This is a genomic window from Streptomyces hoynatensis, assembly GCF_003626535.1.
In the GTDB taxonomy this organism is placed as follows: domain Bacteria; phylum Actinomycetota; class Actinomycetes; order Streptomycetales; family Streptomycetaceae; genus Streptomyces; species Streptomyces hoynatensis.
On sequence record NZ_RBAL01000007.1, the window covers coordinates 14,990 to 31,304 of the forward strand.

Annotated in this window: 13 protein-coding genes; 4 read left to right on the plus strand and 9 right to left on the minus strand. The window is 74.8% G+C overall.

Annotated elements, in window-relative coordinates; translation table 11 throughout:
- Window positions 1–217: 217 nt before the first annotated feature.
- The 4 genes from egtA to D7294_RS14000 form a co-directional block, all read right to left on the minus strand.
- Window positions 218–1,717, minus strand: coding sequence for an ergothioneine biosynthesis glutamate--cysteine ligase EgtA (gene egtA, locus D7294_RS13985; protein WP_174248350.1), 1,500 nt, complete (start codon window positions 1,715–1,717; stop codon window positions 218–220).
- A gap of 363 nt (window positions 1,718–2,080) precedes the next feature.
- Window positions 2,081–3,268: a M20 metallopeptidase family protein gene (locus tag D7294_RS13990; protein WP_120679414.1), complete on the minus strand. Its 1,188-nt coding sequence runs from the start codon at window positions 3,266–3,268 to the stop codon at window positions 2,081–2,083.
- Between the two features lie 72 nt (window positions 3,269–3,340).
- Window positions 3,341–4,795 carry an FtsW/RodA/SpoVE family cell cycle protein gene (locus tag D7294_RS13995; RefSeq protein WP_120679416.1) on the minus strand — a complete coding sequence of 485 codons (1,455 nt, stop codon included), beginning with the start codon at window positions 4,793–4,795 and terminating at the stop codon, window positions 3,341–3,343.
- 281 nt (window positions 4,796–5,076) lie between these two features.
- Window positions 5,077–6,414: a M6 family metalloprotease domain-containing protein gene (locus D7294_RS14000; RefSeq protein WP_120679418.1), complete on the minus strand. Its 1,338-nt coding sequence runs from the start codon at window positions 6,412–6,414 to the stop codon at window positions 5,077–5,079.
- Between the two features lie 293 nt (window positions 6,415–6,707).
- Here D7294_RS14000 and D7294_RS14005 point away from each other — a divergent pair, with 293 nt between their 5' ends.
- From D7294_RS14005 to D7294_RS14020, 4 genes are all read left to right on the plus strand, one after another.
- A complete protein-coding gene (locus tag D7294_RS14005; protein ID WP_120679420.1) occupies window positions 6,708–7,721 on the plus strand; it encodes a sigma-70 family RNA polymerase sigma factor in 1,014 nt (337 codons plus the stop codon).
- 319 nt (window positions 7,722–8,040) lie between these two features.
- Window positions 8,041–8,682 carry a TetR/AcrR family transcriptional regulator gene (locus D7294_RS14010; protein ID WP_120679421.1) on the plus strand — a complete coding sequence of 214 codons (642 nt, stop codon included), beginning with the start codon at window positions 8,041–8,043 and terminating at the stop codon, window positions 8,680–8,682.
- Window positions 8,683–8,820: 138 nt separating this feature from the next.
- Window positions 8,821–10,350, plus strand: coding sequence for an MFS transporter (locus D7294_RS14015; protein ID WP_120679424.1), 1,530 nt, complete (start codon window positions 8,821–8,823; stop codon window positions 10,348–10,350).
- Window positions 10,351–10,669: 319 nt separating this feature from the next.
- Complete coding sequence (locus D7294_RS14020; protein WP_120679426.1) at window positions 10,670–11,353, plus strand: AMP-binding protein; 684 nt, start codon at window positions 10,670–10,672, stop codon at window positions 11,351–11,353.
- Window positions 11,354–11,408: 55 nt separating this feature from the next.
- Here D7294_RS14020 and D7294_RS14025 read toward each other — a convergent pair whose 3' ends face one another.
- The 5 genes from D7294_RS14025 to D7294_RS14045 form a co-directional block, all read right to left on the minus strand.
- Window positions 11,409–12,029 carry a large conductance mechanosensitive channel protein MscL gene (locus D7294_RS14025; RefSeq protein WP_422070695.1) on the minus strand — a complete coding sequence of 207 codons (621 nt, stop codon included), beginning with the start codon at window positions 12,027–12,029 and terminating at the stop codon, window positions 11,409–11,411.
- Between the two features lie 90 nt (window positions 12,030–12,119).
- Entirely contained in the window at window positions 12,120–12,665 is a 546-nt protein-coding gene (locus D7294_RS14030; protein WP_241562350.1) for an RcpC/CpaB family pilus assembly protein, read from the minus strand.
- 601 nt (window positions 12,666–13,266) lie between these two features.
- Complete coding sequence (locus tag D7294_RS14035; protein ID WP_120679430.1) at window positions 13,267–14,145, minus strand: S-methyl-5'-thioadenosine phosphorylase; 879 nt, start codon at window positions 14,143–14,145, stop codon at window positions 13,267–13,269.
- Window positions 14,142–14,492 carry an FmdB family zinc ribbon protein gene (locus D7294_RS14040; RefSeq protein WP_120679432.1) on the minus strand — a complete coding sequence of 117 codons (351 nt, stop codon included), beginning with the start codon at window positions 14,490–14,492 and terminating at the stop codon, window positions 14,142–14,144. The genes D7294_RS14035 and D7294_RS14040 overlap by 4 nt, the downstream gene beginning before the upstream one ends.
- 91 nt (window positions 14,493–14,583) lie before the next feature.
- Entirely contained in the window at window positions 14,584–16,167 is a 1,584-nt protein-coding gene (locus tag D7294_RS14045; protein ID WP_120679434.1) for a potassium/proton antiporter, read from the minus strand.
- Window positions 16,168–16,315 lie beyond the last annotated feature (148 nt).

Genomic DNA, 16,315 nt, shown 5'->3' on the forward strand with positions numbered 1-16,315 from the left:
CGTGGTCTGGCCCGCGGGGGCCGTGGTCTGGCCCGCGGGGGCGGTGGGCGGTGCCGGCCGCACGCCCGCGGCGGGGCCCGCGGTGGCCGGTTCAGCGGTGGGTTCCGTTGCGGGAGCGGCGGCCGGTTCCGCGGCGGGGTGCCCGGTCCTGGAGGTGCCGCTCGTCTGCCGGGCGGCGGCGTTCGGGGTGTCAGGGGGGTCCGGGGTGAGCGTGGACTCACTCATCGTCGGGGCTCCTTCCGATGCGGGCCTGGGGCGGACGGGCCGCGGCGCCGGGGGCGCCCTGGGCGGCGGCCCGGGGCCGGGCGGCGGGCGGGACGCCCGGCCGCTCCCCACCGGGCGGCACGCCGGGCCGCGTCGCGCCGGGAAGCACGGCGGGTGGCCTATCGCCGGGGGGCGCGGCGGGCAGGCCGGCCCCGGGGGGCGCGCCCGGCCGCGCGTCCGTGCGCGGCGCGCCGGGCGGCCTCGCGGCGCGCGGCGCGGCGGGCGGGCGGTCGAGGAGGTCGTCGGCGGGGCAGCGCCCGCGCGCGGCGTAGCGCTCCGCGAACTCGGCCACGGCCAGGCGCAGCGCGGCCCCGGCCGGGTCGCGGGCGAGCCCGCGCTCCGCGGCGGCCAGGCAGGCCCGTACCGCGGGCCCGAGCAGCGGGTCGGCCGGGCCGCGCAGGGCCGCCCGCAGCCACAGGTCGGGGCGGGGCAACGATCCCCCGCGGGTGAGGGGTTCGGTGGCCGCCCAGGCCGCGTCGGCGGCGGCCGGAACGTCGAGGAGAGTGCGCACCACGGCGAGCGGCACGATCCAGCCTTCGCCCGGCTGCGCGTCGATCATGCGCAACTCCAGCCAGCCGCGGGGGCGCACGGGCGGGAAGAGGGTGCCGAGGTGGTAGTCGAGGTCGGCAAGCTCCGGCCGGCGCTCCCCGTGCGGGGCGCGCAGCCAGGAGCGGAAGGACCGCCCGGGCGGCGCCGTCCACGCGGCGGGCGGGCTGCGGCGCACGCACAGCAGCGGGGCGTCGAGCGCGTAACGGGCCCAGGCGGCGCGGGGATCGCCCGCCTCCTCGGGCGGGCGGGTGCGGCCCGGGTCGATCCGGGCCCACAGCGCCTGCCTGGTGGACCGCCAGCCGCTGGGACGGCCCCGCCACAGGGGGGAGTTGGCGAAGGCCGCCACCAGGACGGGTCCGAGTCGGTGGGCGAGCGTCCAGCGGCTGCGGTAGCCGGACAGGCCCGCGGACTCGTCCCCGGCGTCCACGCTGACCTGCACGGAGGCCGTGGCGCGCATCATGACGCGGCCGCCGGGACCGAAGCGGTCGAAGTACGCCTCCATCGCCCGGTAGCGGGGATGGTCCAGGACCCGGGGCGGCACCCGGACGGGGTCGAGCCCGAGGCCGAGCGGGGCCAGCCCGGCGTCGCCGAGGGCCAGGCGCAGCGCGGCCAGGTCGGCGGCGACCTGGGCCACGCAGTCCGGGAGCGAGGAGGCCGGGCGGCTGCTCAGCTCGACCTGCCCGCCGGGCTCGCGGGTGAGGCGGCCGCCGCCGGGGAGCGCCCCCGGGCGGGAGAGGGGGGCGAGGGCCTCGTCCAGGAGCCGGCCGGGTACCGGACGCCCCGGCTCGCGCAGGTCGCGGACCAGCCACTCCAGCTCCACGCCCGTCCGCCCGGGCGCCCCGGTGGCGAAGCAGACATCGGCGACGTGCGCCTCCGCCTCCCGTACTCCCAGCTCAGGTGCCATCCTCGCCGCCCTTCCTCGCCGGTGCGGCTGCGCACCGGCGCCACCTCCGGGCCACCCGCGGTCACGCGCCGCCGCGCCGCCGCGCCCGGCATGCGGCGGGTGCGGCATGCGGTGGCGTGGGGGGACGGGACGGCGCGCGGCGCGCGACCCACGCGGTCCACGCCGGTCCGCGCGCCTCACGTTCGCGACGCGAGCGGCGTGCGCGAGGTGAGCCGTGCGGCCCGGTGAGCCGGGTGGCCCGGGTGGCCCACGCGGTCGGCGCGATCCGGCACGACCCGCGCGAAGTGCGTGAATCCACCGAATCACGCGAACCACGTGATATCGGACTCCACCGTACGGTGGGCGGCGAGGCGGTGCCCTGCGCTATGCGGCCAGTCGGCGCACGGCGAGCTCCGCGTACAGCGCGGCCCCGTCGGGCAGCACCGACTCGTCGAAGGCGGCGAGCGGCGAGTGGTTGACGGGTGCGCTCCCCGGGTCGGCGCCCGGCGGGGTGGCGCCGAGGAAGAGCATCGCGCCCGGCACCTCGTCGATGACGCGCGAGAAGTCCTCGGCGCCCAGGATCGGATTCTCCAGCGGCTCGAAGCGCTCCTCGCCGTGCACCTCACGGACGGTCCTGGCGGCGAACTCTGCCTCCGCCGCGTCGTTGACCGTCACCGGGTACTGGTGGGTGAACTCGGCGTCCACCTCCAGGCCGTGCGCGGCGGCCACGCCCCGGCACACGGCGAGCGTCCCCTCCCGGAGCCGCTCCAGGGCCACGGCGGAGAAGCAGCGGATGGTGGCGGCGAAGGTGGCGGTGTCGGGGATGATGTTCGTGGCCGTGCCCGCGTGGAAGGTGCCGACGGTCAGCACGACCGGCTCGAACACGTCGAAGGAACGGGTGACGAAGGTCTGGAGCGCGGTGACCATCTCGCAGGCCGCCGGGATCGGGTCCTTCGCCAGGTGGGGAACGGAGCCGTGGCCGCCCGCCCCGCGGACGGTCACCCGCAGCACGTTCGAGGAGGCCATCGCCGGGCCGCCGCGCACGGTGAAGAGGCCGGAAGGCCAGGTGTGCGACATGACGTGCAGCGCGTACGCGGCCACCGGGCGCTCCCCGGCGGCGTCGAGCACCCCCTCGGCCAGCATCCGCCCGGCCCCGTCGTAGCCCTCCTCGCCCGGCTGGAACATGAACACGACGTTCCCCGCCAGCCGGTCCCGGTGCGCCGAGAGCAGCCGCGCGGCCCCCGCCAGCATCGCGGTGTGCAGGTCGTGGCCGCAGGCGTGCATCCGCTCCACGGGGGCGGCGAAGGGCAGCCCGGTGCGCTCGGCCACGGGCAGCGCGTCCATGTCGCCGCGCAGCAGCACCGTGGGGCCGGGGCGGGCGCCGCGGAGCAGTCCGGTGACGGAGCTGAGGCTCTCGCCGGTGGAGATCTCCAGCGGGAGCCCGTCGAGGGCGGCCAGGACGGTCTCCTGGGTGCGCGGCAGGTCGAGTCCCACCTCGGGGACGGCGTGCAGGCGGCGGCGCAGCCGCGTGAGGTCGTCGGTCAGGGCCCTGGCGTCTTCGGTGAGGTTCATGGCGCCTCGCGTTCTCGAACGGGGGGTGGGTCGGGCACCGGCCGCCCGGGGGCGGCCGAAGAGCGAGGGTGATCACAGGACTTCGGGGCGGCGGGCGTCGTGATCGCGGATCACCGGCGTCAGGATGGTGGCGTTCCCCGCCGGCTGGGTGGACGCCTTGCCCGCGGTGTCGCTGACCCGGATCAGCAGCGCCACCAGCAGGAAGTTGGCCACCGTCGAGGAGCCGCCCTGCGCGAGGAAGGGCAGCGCCTTGCCGGTCAGCGGGATCAGTCCGGTGACGCCGCCGGCGACGACGAAGACCTGGAGCACCAGCACCGTGGACAGGCCGGCGGCGAGCAGCTTCCCGAACGGGTCCGTGGCGGCCAGGGCCGCGGCGTACCCGCGCTGGGCGAGCAGCACGTACAGCAGCACCACCAGCGTGACCCCGGCGAGGCCGAGTTCCTCGCCGACGGTGGCCAGGATGAAGTCGCTACGCCCGGCGAAGCCCACCAGGTAGGAGTGGCCCTGGCCGAGGCCGGTGCCCATCAGGTGCCCGCTGCCGAAGCTGAACAGCGACTGCGCGGATTGGTCGGAGATCAGGCCGGGCGGGCGCTGGTCGGGCGGCAGGAAGATGTCCATCGGGTGCAGCCAGGCCTGGACGCGGCCCTTGACGTGGGGCTGGGTGGTGGCCACCACGAAGGTGCCGGCCGCGGCCATCAGCCCGCCGAGCACGACCCAGCTGGTGCGTTCCGTGGCGATGTAGAGCATGACGATGAACACCGCGAAGAAGATCAGCGAGGTGCCCAGGTCGCGTTCGTAGAACAGCACGACCAGGCTGACCGCCCACACGAGCAGCACCGGGCCCGCGTTGCGGCCCCTGGGCAGGGCGAGGCCGAGGAAGCGGCGGCCGACCAGGGCGAGAGCGTCGCGGTTGGCCATCAGATAGCTGGCGAAGAACACCACGATCATGACCTTGACGAACTCGCCGGGCTGCACGGACAGCGGGCCCAGGGTGATCCAGCGCTTGGCGCCGAACTGGTCGGCGCCGAAGAACGCCGGCGCCATCAGCAGCAGCATCGCGACCGCCATGCCCAGGTAGGTGTACCGCTGGAGGACGCGGTGGTGGCGCAGCACGGCCAGGACCGCGATCAGCAGCGCGACCCCGATCAGGGTCCAGGTCACCTGGTCGGAGGCGACGGGCGCCGACTGGTAGTTCTCCGCCGGGTAGTGCTGGGCGTAGGCGTAGTCGAGGCGGTCCATCAGGACCAGGCCGAGGCCGGTGAGCAGCACGGTGATCGGCAGGATCAGCGGGTCGGCGTGCCGGGCGAAGCGGCGCACCGCGAGGTGTGCGGCGAGGGCGGCGGCGCCCAGGCCCAGCGTGTACCAGGGCAGGGCGGAGGGGACCTTCTCGTACATGGCCAGCCCGGCCGCCGCGTGCCCGAAGCCGGCGATGGCCACGGCGAACAGGACGAGGACGAGTTCGGTGTTGCGCCGGCGGGCCACCCACCGCCGGACCTCGTGCCGGCCGTCGCGCCTGCCCTCGCGCATCTCCGCTCCGCCCCCTGCCCTCTCCCGCGCCGCACGGGGGGCGGCGCACTGTCGGGCAACCTACCCGTGGCCGGGTTCCGCGTCACCAGGGGGCCGCCGCGGACCGCGGGGGGCGCGGAAGGGGTGGGGCGGGGGCACGGCAGGGGCGCGGGCGGAGCGCCGGGGCGCGAGCGGAGCGTGGGCGGACCGCCGGGGCGCGGGCGGGGGAACGGCCGGGAGGACGGCCCAGGGAACGGCCGGGGGAAGGGCAGGGGAACGGCCGGGGGGAAGGGCAGGCGCGGTCACCAGCGGCTGACCCGCACCCGGTGCCGCCCGGAGGAATCGGCGTCGAGCACCTCGACGCTGACCCCGGCCTCCGCGTCGCGGAAGGTCTCGCCCGGCACGAAGGGGGCGTCGGTCAGCTGGGCCGTCACCTGCGGGTCGGGAACGGCCTGGCAGCCCTCGCTGCCCGGCGTCGCGTCCTGCACGGTGACCGGGCCGAAGCCGCTCCGGGTGACCGTGCTGATCCGGGAGACGAGGACGCCGGGGCGGCAGACCACCTCGTCGAGCGCCCCCGGCGTGCGCACCTCGATCGCGAGCGCCTCGTGGTCGCCGGTGCGCACCGCGAGCAGTCGCGTGCCCCCGGTGCCCGCGGCGCCGACGGGCGTGAGGACGTGCTCGCTCGTGCCCGGCTCGGCCACGCAGTCGACCTGGCCGGGGAGCAGCCAGCCCAGCTTCCACTTGTGCCAGGCGAGGAAGTCGTTGGGCGGACCCCAGTCCTGCTCCATCACGTCCCAGTGGCCGGTCAGCTGCGGGGGGCGGCCCGCGCCGGTCCAGTACAGGTCGGGCAGGCCGAAGACGTGGCCGTTCTCGTGGACGAGGACCCGGTGCTCGGCGGGTCCAGGCTGGCGGCTCCAGATGAAACTGACGTTGCGCAGCGGCCCCTCCGCGGTGGCCACGAGGTCGCGGCCGGGGAAGGAGACGGAGAGCACGCGCTCGGTGGCGGGCGGGCCCGCGTTGGGGGTGGCGAGGACGTTGACCAGGTCGTAGTCCGAGAAGTCCACGGGGGCGGCCCCCTCCCGCGGCCCGTCCCGGCCGCGGCCCCGCTCCCCGGCCGCGCCCCCCCGTGCGCCGCCGGCCGCCGGGGGCGGCTCGTCCAGCGCGGCGACGATCTCGCGCAGCAGCCGGTTGTAGCCCTGCTCGTCGTCGGGGCGCCAGCCGGCGCCGCGGTCTATGCCGTAGTCCTCGAAGGGCTGGGACATGCGCAGCCAGCGGTGCACCGGGACGGCCCGGTAGCGCAGCCGCCCGTAGGAGCTCTCGGCGAACTGCTCGGCGGTCTCCGGGAAGAACTCGGCGAAACGCTCCCGCGTGCTGATCGTGGCGGGCGCGTCGGGGAAGTCGATGAAGACGGTGAGGGCCGACACGGTGCCCGTGCTCGGCGAGAAGCCGGGGCCGGTGGGCAGGGACTCGCCGAGCCCGCCCGCGGCCTGTGCGCCGGGGGCCGGTGCGCACGCCGTGTCGGGCGCGGGTGCGCTCGCGGTGCCCGTCAGCGGCGCCCCGAGGCCGGGGGCGGTGCCGAGCACCAGGACCAGGGTGCCGCCGGCGGAGAGCACCGCACGGCGGCCGGGTATCGGCGGCATGCGTCCACGATGGGCAGGGGGCCAGGCCATCGCCCGCCGAGTGACGCGTTCGGGTGTCCGGACGGGGACGCAACTATCGCGCGGCGCCGTTCGTCTTCAGGGAAGAGAGAACCAGGCAGGGCCGGCGCGTGAGCGGGCAGGGTACTGCATCGCCGAGAAAAGATGCGCTGCTTGGGAATTCTGTCCGGATTCCCGTCGTTGATTGTTACGGACATGGAAGGCAAGGGCGCCTCCCCGTCCGGTCCGAGAAGGACTCTTCGATGGAGCTTTGATCACTTCGCAAGGGAGCACGTATGGCAACCCGTGCCGTCGCCCGGCGTCCGGACACCGACGAGCGTGTCGAGACGACGGGCAGTGTCCGATCCAGCGCGGGCGGTGACGCCCTGGAGCGGGACCTGGTCGGGATGTATCTCGATGAGATAGCCCGCACGCCTTTGCTGGACGCGGCGCAAGAAGTCGAGCTCTCCCTCGCGATCGAGGCCGGCCTGTACGCGGAGCGCATCCTCGAAGGCGAGGAGCAGCCGGCCGCGGACAGCGCCGCCGCCTCGGCCACGCGCGAGGAGCTCAAGGCGCTCGTCGCCGCGGGCGAGCGCGCCAAGGACGTCTTCATCCGGTCCAACCTGCGGCTGGTCGTGGCCGTCGCCCGGCGGTACCCGCGCAGCGGCCTGCCCCTGCTCGACCTGATCCAGGAGGGCAACGCCGGCCTGGTCAGGGCGGTCGAGAAGTTCGACTACAGCAAGGGCTTCAAGTTCTCCACGTACGCGACGTGGTGGATTCGCCAGGCCATCACGCGGTCGATCGCCGACCAGTCCCGCACCATCAGGCTGCCCGTCCACCTGGTCGAGGAGCTGGGCCGAATCCGGCGCGTGCAGCGGGAGTTCAACCGCGAGCACGGCCGCGAGCCCGAGCCGGCCGAGATCGCGGCCGACCTCGGCTCCACGCCGGAGCGAGTGCAGGACGTGCTGGACTGGGCGCGCGACCCGGTGAGTCTGAACATGTCGGTCGACGACGAGGGCGAGACCCAGTTCGGCGACCTGCTGGAGGACACCTCGGCCGCCTCCCCGGAGCAGTCGGTGATGGTGATGATGCGCCGGGAGGGGCTCGAGGACCTCATCGGGCGCCTCGACCCGCGCACCGCGGCCATCATCAGGGCCAGGTACGGCATCGAGGACGGCCGCGAGCGCACGCTGACCGAGGTCGGCAAGCAGCACGGCCTGACCCGGGAGCGGATCCGGCAGATCGAGAAGCACGCCCTCCTGGAGCTGAAGCGGATGGCGAGCGACTCCGGTTTCGACGCGGCGGCCTGAGCCGGCCGATCGCCTCACGCCCCGGCGCCGCGGCGAGGCGCCGGGGCAGGTTTGTCGGGGCAGGTTTGTCGGGCGGATTCGCCGGGGCGGGTTTGCCGGGCGGATTCGCCGGGGCGGGTTTGCCGGGGCCGGGCCCCGGCCGGCGGGCGCGGCGGGGAGCCGCGCGCGGGCCGCCCGGAACGCCCCCTTCGCTCGATGTGACGCAGGACACAACTCTCGCCGAAATAACCGGGGAGCCCCTGTCCGTTTGTATCGGTGTCCGACTCAACCAGGGACTGATTCCCCGGTTGTTCCGACGCCCAGGAGACGAGGTTCCACCGTGAGCGACACCCTTGCCGACGCCCGGCCGCGCCTGCGGGCCGACGCGGCGCGCAATCGCGAGCGCATCCTCGCCGCCGCCAGGGAGACCTTCGTCCTGCACGGCCCGGACGCCCCCCTGGATGAAATCGCTCGACGGGCGGGCGTCGGAAATGCCACGCTGTACCGGCATTTTCCGGACCGGGCGTCGCTGACCGCGCACGTCCTGCTGTACGTGAACCAGCGCATCATCGACAACGCCCAGCGGGCCATGGAGGAGCAGAACGACCCCTTCGAGACGCTGCGCGGACTCGTGCTCAACGCCGCCGAAGAGCGCCTCGGCGGACTGTGCTCGATTCTGGCCCCCGCCCTCGACGCCGAGGACACCAGGCTGCGGGACAGCATGCGGCGCATGCAGGAGGTGACCCAGCAGGTCATCGACCGGGCCCACCAGTCCGGCCAACTGCGGCCCGATGTCGACTCGGGGGACCTGCTCCTCGCCATCAGCCGGCTGACGCTGCCCCTGCCGGGCACGCGCTGCGGCGACGCGCTGCTCACCCGCCGGCATTTGCAGATCTTCCTGGACGGCCTGCGCACGCCCGTACGCAGCACGCTCCCGGGGGAGCCCAAGACTCTGGCAGACCTCAAGGGAGAGTTCTGCTGATCCCCAGCCACCACCGGTAGCCGACGCGGCGCTGAGTTTTCCCACCGCGCCGAGTCTGCCCCTGTGTCCCTTCCGCACGCCCGACATTCCGCGATTCTTCGTCACTCTTCGCCATACGTAACGTGAGGTAACTCCCCTATGCCACCCCAGCAAGCCGTGAGCCCGGCTCACAGCGCTCTGGACCCCAGGCGCTGGACGGCTCTGATATTCATCGCCCTCGCTCAGCTGATGGTGGTGCTCGACGCCACGATCGTGAACATCGCGCTGCCCTCGGCCCAGGCCGACCTGGAGATCTCCGACGCCAACCGGCAGTGGGTGATCACCGCTTACGCCCTGGCGTTCGGCGGCCTGCTGCTCTTCGGCGGCCGCGTCTCCGACCTGTGGGGACGGCGCAGGGCCTTCGTCATCGGCCTCATCGGCTTCGCCCTCGCCTCCGCGCTGGGCGGCGCCGCGCAGAACGAGGCCATGATGTTCTCCTCCCGCGCCCTCCAGGGCATCTTCGGGGCCATGCTCGCCCCGGCCGCCCTGTCCCTGCTGACGGTGCTGTTCACCGACCCCAAGGAACGCGCCAAGGCGTTCGGCGTCTTCGGCGCCATCGCGGGCGCCGGCGCGGCCGTCGGCCTGCTGCTCGGCGGCACGCTGACCGACTACCTGGACTGGCGCTGGACGTTCTTCGTGAACATTCCCTTCGCCGCCGTGGCCGCCCTCGGCGCGCTGCTGGTGATCCGCGAGCCGATGCAGGCGCGCAACCACTCCCCGCTGGACATCCCCGGCGTGCTCCTGGCGTCCCTCGGCCTGGTGTCCCTGGTCTACGCCTTCAGCCGCGCCGAGCAGGAGAGCTGGGGCGAGTCCGTCACCGTGGCCATGTTCGTCCTGTCCGCCGTGCTGCTGGCGACGTTCGTCGTGGTGGAGTCCCGGGTGAAGGCCCCGCTCCTGCCGCTGCGCGTGGTGACCGACCGCAACCGCGGCGGCTCGTACCTCTCGCTCGGCCTGGCGGTCATCGGGATGTTCGGCCTGTTCCTCTTCCTGACGTACTACCTCCAGATCGTCCGCGACTACTCGCCGGTCAAGACCGGCCTGGCCTTCCTGCCGATGGTGGCGGGCATGGTCACCGGCTCGACGCAGATCGGCGCCCGCCTGGTGACGCGCGTCTCGCCGCGCCGCCTGATGGTGCCCGGCATGCTCACCGCCTCGCTCGGCATGCTGCTGCTGACCCAGCTGGAGGTGGACAGCTCCTACGCGGCGATCATCCTGCCGGCCGAGCTGCTGATCGGCCTGGGGATGGGCACCACGTTCATGCCCGCGATGAGCATGGCCACCTCGAACGTCCGGCCCACCGACGCGGGCGTCGCCTCGGCGATGGTCAACGTGTCCCAGCAGGTCGGCGGCGCCATCGGCACCGCGGCGCTGAACACGGTGGCCGCCAGCGCAACCACGTCGTACTTCGCCTCCCACGCGGCGGGCGCGACGGACCCGCAGCTGGCCCAGTTCCAGGCCATGGTGCACGGCTACACCTCGGCGATCTGGTGGGCGTTCGGCATCCTGCTCGCCGCCGCCGCGACCGCCGCTGTGCTGGTCAACAGCAAGGTCGAGCGGTCGGCGGGTCACGCCGACGGCGACACGTCCGCCTCCGACGAGAGCACCCCGCTCCCGGCGATGGCGCACTGACCCCAGGGGCCACGGCCCCCCTCACCCGGCCCCCCTCGGCACACCGCCGAGGGGGGCCGCGCATTCCCGGGACCGCACTTCCCGCCGCTTGCCCGCGCCCTGACGGCGGCGGCAGCATGAGAGTGCCGGTGCCCCCGGACGCGCCCGACGCTCCGGGGTCACCGGTCGCAGGCGCTCGCGCGCGCGGGGAGGCGAGTCGCGGGCTCCCGCCGGCGAACCCGGCGCGAGGGGGCAGTCCCGGTACCCCGCCGCGCCCCTCGCCAACCCCCGTGCAGCGAACGTTTATCGGACGTCAATCGCCGGGCAGCAGGCTGCTCGCATGTCGGGAGATTCCCATGGCGGCGGAGGCGACTGGACCGGTCCCGCCGACGTGCTCAGCCACACCCAGCTGCTGACGCAGGGGGAGCGCGCCGCGCAGGCCCTGTCCCGCCTCGGCGTGCGGCCCGGCGAAGCGGTCGCCGTGCAACTGCCCATGTGCCTGGAGTCCGTGGTCGCCACCATGGCCTGCATCCAGGTCGGCGCCACGCGGATCACCCTCGCCCCCAGCGGCCCCGTGGAGACCATCCGGGCACGGCTCAACGAGTCGGGCGCCCGCGTGGTGGTGACCGCGAACTGCTGCGTGCTCGACGGCAGGATCTTCCCCGCCAAGGCCGCACTCGACCGCGCCCTGACCGGCTGCCCCGACGTGCACACCGTCCTCGTCGTGCCCCAGCTGGCCCGCCCGGTGCCCTGGACGCCCGGCCGGGACCTGTGGTGGCACGAGGCGCTGGCCGCCGGGTCGCTGCCGCCGCGCCCGTATCCTGGCCGGGTGAGCAGCAACGAGAACCGGAGCCCCGAGGAGCGGCGGCCCGAGCCGGGGCCCGCCGGAATCGTTTTCGACGATCCCCTCGACGGGCGGTCGGCTGACGACTCGGACCACGGCTGGGGCGAGCCCCCGGCGGAGGAGGGCGGCAGCGGGGGCCTGCTGCGCTTCCTCGAGGAGAAGCCGCCCCACCATCTCTGAGCTCCACCCCGGGAAGCCGCCCCTCCCGGCCGGGCCCAGGGCCCGGCCCCCGCCGCTAGGCCCGGTCCCCCTCCCTCTCCTTGCGCAGCCTGTCGGGCTTGCCGGCCTCCGCATCGACGGAGGTGCCGGCCGCCCCCCGCACCGCCGCCTCCGCTCCCGCCTCCTGGGCCTGGGCCTCCTCCGGGCTGGTGCGCGGCGCACCCACGGCCGTCCTGGCGGCACGCTGGGCGATCAGCTCGTCCCGGATCTCGGCGAGCAGCGCCAGCTCGGTCACCGGCGGCGGGGAAGCCGGCGTCCTGCTGCTCAGCCGGGCCAGGAACCTGGTCATCGGCAGGATCATCAGGAAGTAGACGACGGCCGCGGTGATCAGGAAGGTCAGCGTGGCGCTGAGGACCGATCCCCAGCGGATGGGGATGCCGTGGACGACCTCTCCCGCCTGGTTGTACGTGCACGGCCCGCGCAGGCAGGAGTCGTACTCGTCCAGGTCCTGGGTGCCGAAGGCCCCGACCAGCGGGTTGATCATGCCCTCGACCACCGCATTCACGATGTTGGTGAACGCCGCGCCGACCACGACGGCCACCGCGAGCTCCACCACGTTGCCCCGCATCAGGAAGTCCCGGAATCCACCGAGGACCGTCGTGGCCCCGCTCACCACGCCCTGTCGTCCCTTGCTCACCGCCGCGCCTCTCTCCCACGTCCGACTCGGTCCGCCCGCCACGCTGCAACAGCACGCGCCGGGCTGTCCAGTCGGGTCGCCACCGCCGCCTCACCACCGGGCCACCGCAAGATCGGCCCCGGCGGCCGCCCCGGCCAGAGCCGCGGCCGTCTCGGGCGGGACGGACAGCACGAGCAGCGCGCCCTCGCCCGGCCCGGCCGGCGCCACGGCGGACGGCGGCCCGGCGGCGCTCTCGGGCACCTCCGCGACCCGCGCCCGCCGCGCGACCACCCGGGCGGGGCCGTCGGGCCGCTCGGCGCCGAAGCCGCCCGAGGCGACCGGCGCGGCCAGCACGTCGACCCGATCCCCCGGCCGCAGCAGCCGCACGGCCGCCGCGTCCGCGATCCTGACCGGCGCCGACACCAGCCGGGCGGGAGGCCCGGCGGCGCCCGCGCCCCCGCTCGCGGCGCCGGGCGGCCCGCCGCGGGCCGCCGCCACGGGCGGGGAGGCCCCCCGCGGGTCCGTGGCGGCGACCATGGCGGCGAACACCGCGGCGGTCACCGCGAGGGCGGCGGCCAGCGCCCGGCGCCTGCGGTACACCGCCCGGCGCAGCCGGTGCCGCCCGCCGCGCGGCCGCACCGGCGCGAACGCGGGCACCGGCCCGGCGCCCCCGGACCCCCCGCGCCCGCGGTCCTTGGGCCACCCCGGCGCGGACCACCCGGGGCGGAGGGAAGCCGGACCGCGGAAGGCGCCGTGGCCCGGGGCGGGGGACGCCGGGGAGCCCGCCGCGGCCGGGGACGGAGGACGGAGCCTGGAGGAGAACGAATGGGAGGAACGGGATGCCTGGGGTCCTGATGCGAAGCTCATGGCACTCACCCTGCCGACTCCGCGAATTTCCCGCTCGGCCCTGTGGACAACTCCGCACCTGTGGATAACTCGCTCACCCACACGCGTCACCGCCACACCACAGAGCACACGAGACCCAGCCGCACCAGGCCGCCGCGCCACAGCCCCGGCACCCCACGCGCCCGGCCCCAGCACCGCCGCCCCACAGCCCCGGCACCGCCGTCCCACGGACCAGTACCCCCACGCGCCCGGCCCCGCCGCGCCACGACCCCGCCCCCGTCACGACCCGGCACGGCAAAGCCCCCGCGGCCGGAGGCCACGGGGGCAAAAACCACGAGCACGGAGGCCGCCACGGGGCCGGAGGCCACGGGCACCGGGGCGCGCTGCCCCGCGAAGATCCGAACGCCGCGGCCTAGGGCAGTTCGATGCCCGGGTCCTGCCCGGCCAGTGCCGAGGCGCACAGGCAGTCGCGTTCCTTGGGCAGGCGGGCCACCACGTCGAAGAGCACGTCGCGCAGCCGCCCGATGTTCTGGGCGAAGACCGCAAGCACCTCGGCGTGGGACACGCCCTCGCCGACCTCGGCCCCGGCGTCCAGGTCCGTGACCAGCGCGATCGAGGTGAGGCACATCTCCAGCTCGCGGGCCAGGATGGCCTCGGGGTGCCCGGTCATGCCGACCACGGACCAGCCCTGCGCCGCGTGCCACCTCGACTCGGCCCGGGTGGAGAACCGCGGCCCCTCGATCACGCACATCGTGCCGCCGTCCACGGCCTCCCAGCCGTGCTCGCGGGCCGTGGCCAGGGCGACCCCCCGGCCGACGGGGCAGTAGGGGTCGGCGAAGGTGACGTGGACGACGTTGCTCTGCGTGCCGTCCGGCCGCGGCACCCCGTCGTAGAAGGTCTGGAGGCGGCCCTTGGTGCGGTCCACCAGCTGGTCCGGCACCAGCAGCGTGCCGGGCCCGTACTCGGGCTGCAGCCCGCCGACCGCGCAGGGCGCGAGCACCTGGCGCACGCCGAGGGAGCGCAGCGCCCAGAGGTTGGCGCGGTAGTTGATCCGGTGGGGAGGAAGGTGGTGGCCGCGGCCGTGCCTGGGCAGGAAGGCCACGCGGCGGCCGCCGAGGTCGCCGAGGAAGAGCGAGTCGCTCGGCGCACCGTAGGGGGTGTCGACGGTGACCTCGGTCACCTCGTCGAGGAAGGAGTAGAACCCGGAGCCGCCGATCACTCCTATGTCGGCGCGCTCCGCGCCCGCCGCGCCGTCGGTCACGCCCGCGGCCTGCGCTCGTCCGGCGCTCATGCGGCTGAGGCCGCGGTCCCGGCGGAGGAGGAGCCGGCCGAGCCCGAGGAGCCGGAAGACCCCGAGGACCCGGAAGTGCCCGAGGCGGAGGCGGCCGCGCCGGCCTTCTCGCCGCCGTCCGCCTTCTTCTCGGCCTTGCCCGCGGAGGCGGGGCTGCTGGACGAGGAGCTGTTCCTGCTGTCGTTGCGGTAGAAGCCGGAGCCCTTGAAGACGATGCCGACCGCGGAGAACACCTTCTTCAGCCGGCCCTGGCAGCTGGGGCACACGGTCAGGGCGTCGTCGGTGAACTTCTGCACCACTTCGAGGCCCTCATGGCAAGCGGTGCACTGGTACTGGTACGTCGGCACGTCTTCCTCCTGGCACTCATGGTCATGGAGTGCTAACGACGGTCCATCGTGCAACATTCCGGGTCCTGAAGTCCACTGCCGCCCGGTGAGGTCACCCCCGCCGCGGCTCCCGCTCCCGCCGCGCGGGGCGGCCCGGGTGCCGTGCCCCGCCGGGCCGCCGCCGCTGCCGCCCGGGCCCCCGCGGCTCCCCGTCCGCGCCGAGCCACCCGACGAGCTTGCCACCGCGCCCCACCGCGACCAGCCGCCGCTCCACGGCCTCCCGCACCGCGTCGGTGGCCACCACCAGCAGTTCGTCGCCGCGCCGCAGCATCGTGGAGGGCTCGGGCACGAAGCTGCGCCCCTCGCGCACCACCAGCGTGACGGCGGCCTCCCGCGGCAGCCGCAGCTCGGCGATCTCCACGCCGTGCATGCGGGAGGCCGGGGGGATCGTCACCGAGAGCAGGTAGCCGCGCAGCCGCTCCAGGGGGGCCGATTCGATGTTGACGTCCACGGCCTGCTCGCCGTCGCCAAGACGCAGCCGCCGCGCCAGCCAGGGCAGGGTCGGGCCCTGGAGCAGCGTGAACACGATGACGAGGACGAAGACGACGCCGAAGATCCGCCGGCTGTCCTCGACGCCCTCGACGACCGGGATGATCGCCAGCACGATCGGCACCGCGCCGCGCAGCCCGGCCCAGGACACCAGGGCGCGTTCCCGCCAGGGCCGGCGGAAGGGCCACAGGCCGATCACCACGGACAGCGGCCTGGCCAGCAGCGTCAGCACGCCGCCCACCAGCAGGGCGGGGCCGATGTCGTCCCACAGCTGGGCCGGGTCCACCAGCAGGCCGAGCAGCACGAACAGCCCGATCTGGGCCACCCAGGCCACCGCGTCGGCGAAGCCGCGCACCGAAGGCCGGTGCGGCAGCGCGGCGTTGCCGAGCACCAGGGCGGACACGTAGGCGGCGAGGAAGCCGCTGCCGTGCAGCAGCGCGGCCGTGGCGTAGGCCACGACGATCAGCGCGAGGACGGCGATCGGGTAGAGGCCGAACGCCGGCAGCGCGACCCCGCGCAGCGCCAGCGCCCCGATCCGGCCGACGAGCAGGCCGAGGCCCAGGCCGATGAGGAGTTCCAGGGCGATCTCGCCGATCAGCACCGGCCAGTCGCCCGGGTGCGGGTGGTGGGCGGAGAAGGCGACGACCAGGATGACCACGGGCGCGTCGTTGAAGCCGGACTCGGCCTCCAGGACGCCCGTGAGGTAGTGGGGCAGCGGGACCCGGCGCAGCACGGAGAAGATGGCCGCCGCGTCCGTGGAGGACACCACCGCCCCCAGCACCAGCGCGGTCTGCCAGCTGAGGCCGAGGAGGTAGTGCGCGCCGGCGGCCGTGACGCCTACGCTGATGCCCACGCCCACGGTGGCGAGCACCGCCGCCGCGGGGATCGCCGGGCGGATGTCGGACCACCTGGTGCTGAGCCCGCCCTCGGCGAGGATGACCACGAGCGCGGCGTAGCCGAGCAGCTGGGTGAGCTTGACGTCGGAGAACTCGATGCCGAGCCCGTCGTGACCGAGGGCGATGCCGATCGCCAGGTAGAGCAGCAGCGAGGGCAGGCCGGTGCGGGACGTCAGCCGGACCGCGGCGACCGCGACGAGCAGGACCAGGGAGCAGGCGAGCAGCAGTTCGTTGAGGCGGTCGACAGTCAGGGCCGGGTCCTTTCTTCCGAACCGCGTGCACCGTACGCCCGAGGCAATTCAGCGCCTTTGCGGAGAATTTACCATCATATGAACGGAGCGGCCCGGGCGGCTGACTCCCCGTAGGCTCACCTCAGTGGCCGTATGTCTATGGTTGCTT

Coding starts and splice junctions, on each gene's coding strand:
- D7294_RS14000 (WP_120679418.1), bottom strand. CDS start 6,414: ATGCCGCCGATACCCGGCCGCCGTGCGGTGCTCTCCGCCGGCGGCACC.
- D7294_RS13990 (WP_120679414.1), bottom strand. CDS start 3,268: ATGAACCTCACCGAAGACGCCAGGGCCCTGACCGACGACCTCACGCGG.
- D7294_RS14020 (WP_120679426.1), top strand. CDS start 10,670: ATGTCGGGAGATTCCCATGGCGGCGGAGGCGACTGGACCGGTCCCGCC.
- D7294_RS14005 (WP_120679420.1), top strand. CDS start 6,708: ATGGCAACCCGTGCCGTCGCCCGGCGTCCGGACACCGACGAGCGTGTC.
- D7294_RS14015 (WP_120679424.1), top strand. CDS start 8,821: ATGCCACCCCAGCAAGCCGTGAGCCCGGCTCACAGCGCTCTGGACCCC.
- egtA (WP_174248350.1), bottom strand. CDS start 1,717: ATGGCACCTGAGCTGGGAGTACGGGAGGCGGAGGCGCACGTCGCCGAT.
- D7294_RS14035 (WP_120679430.1), bottom strand. CDS start 14,145: ATGAGCGCCGGACGAGCGCAGGCCGCGGGCGTGACCGACGGCGCGGCG.
- D7294_RS13995 (WP_120679416.1), bottom strand. CDS start 4,795: ATGCGCGAGGGCAGGCGCGACGGCCGGCACGAGGTCCGGCGGTGGGTG.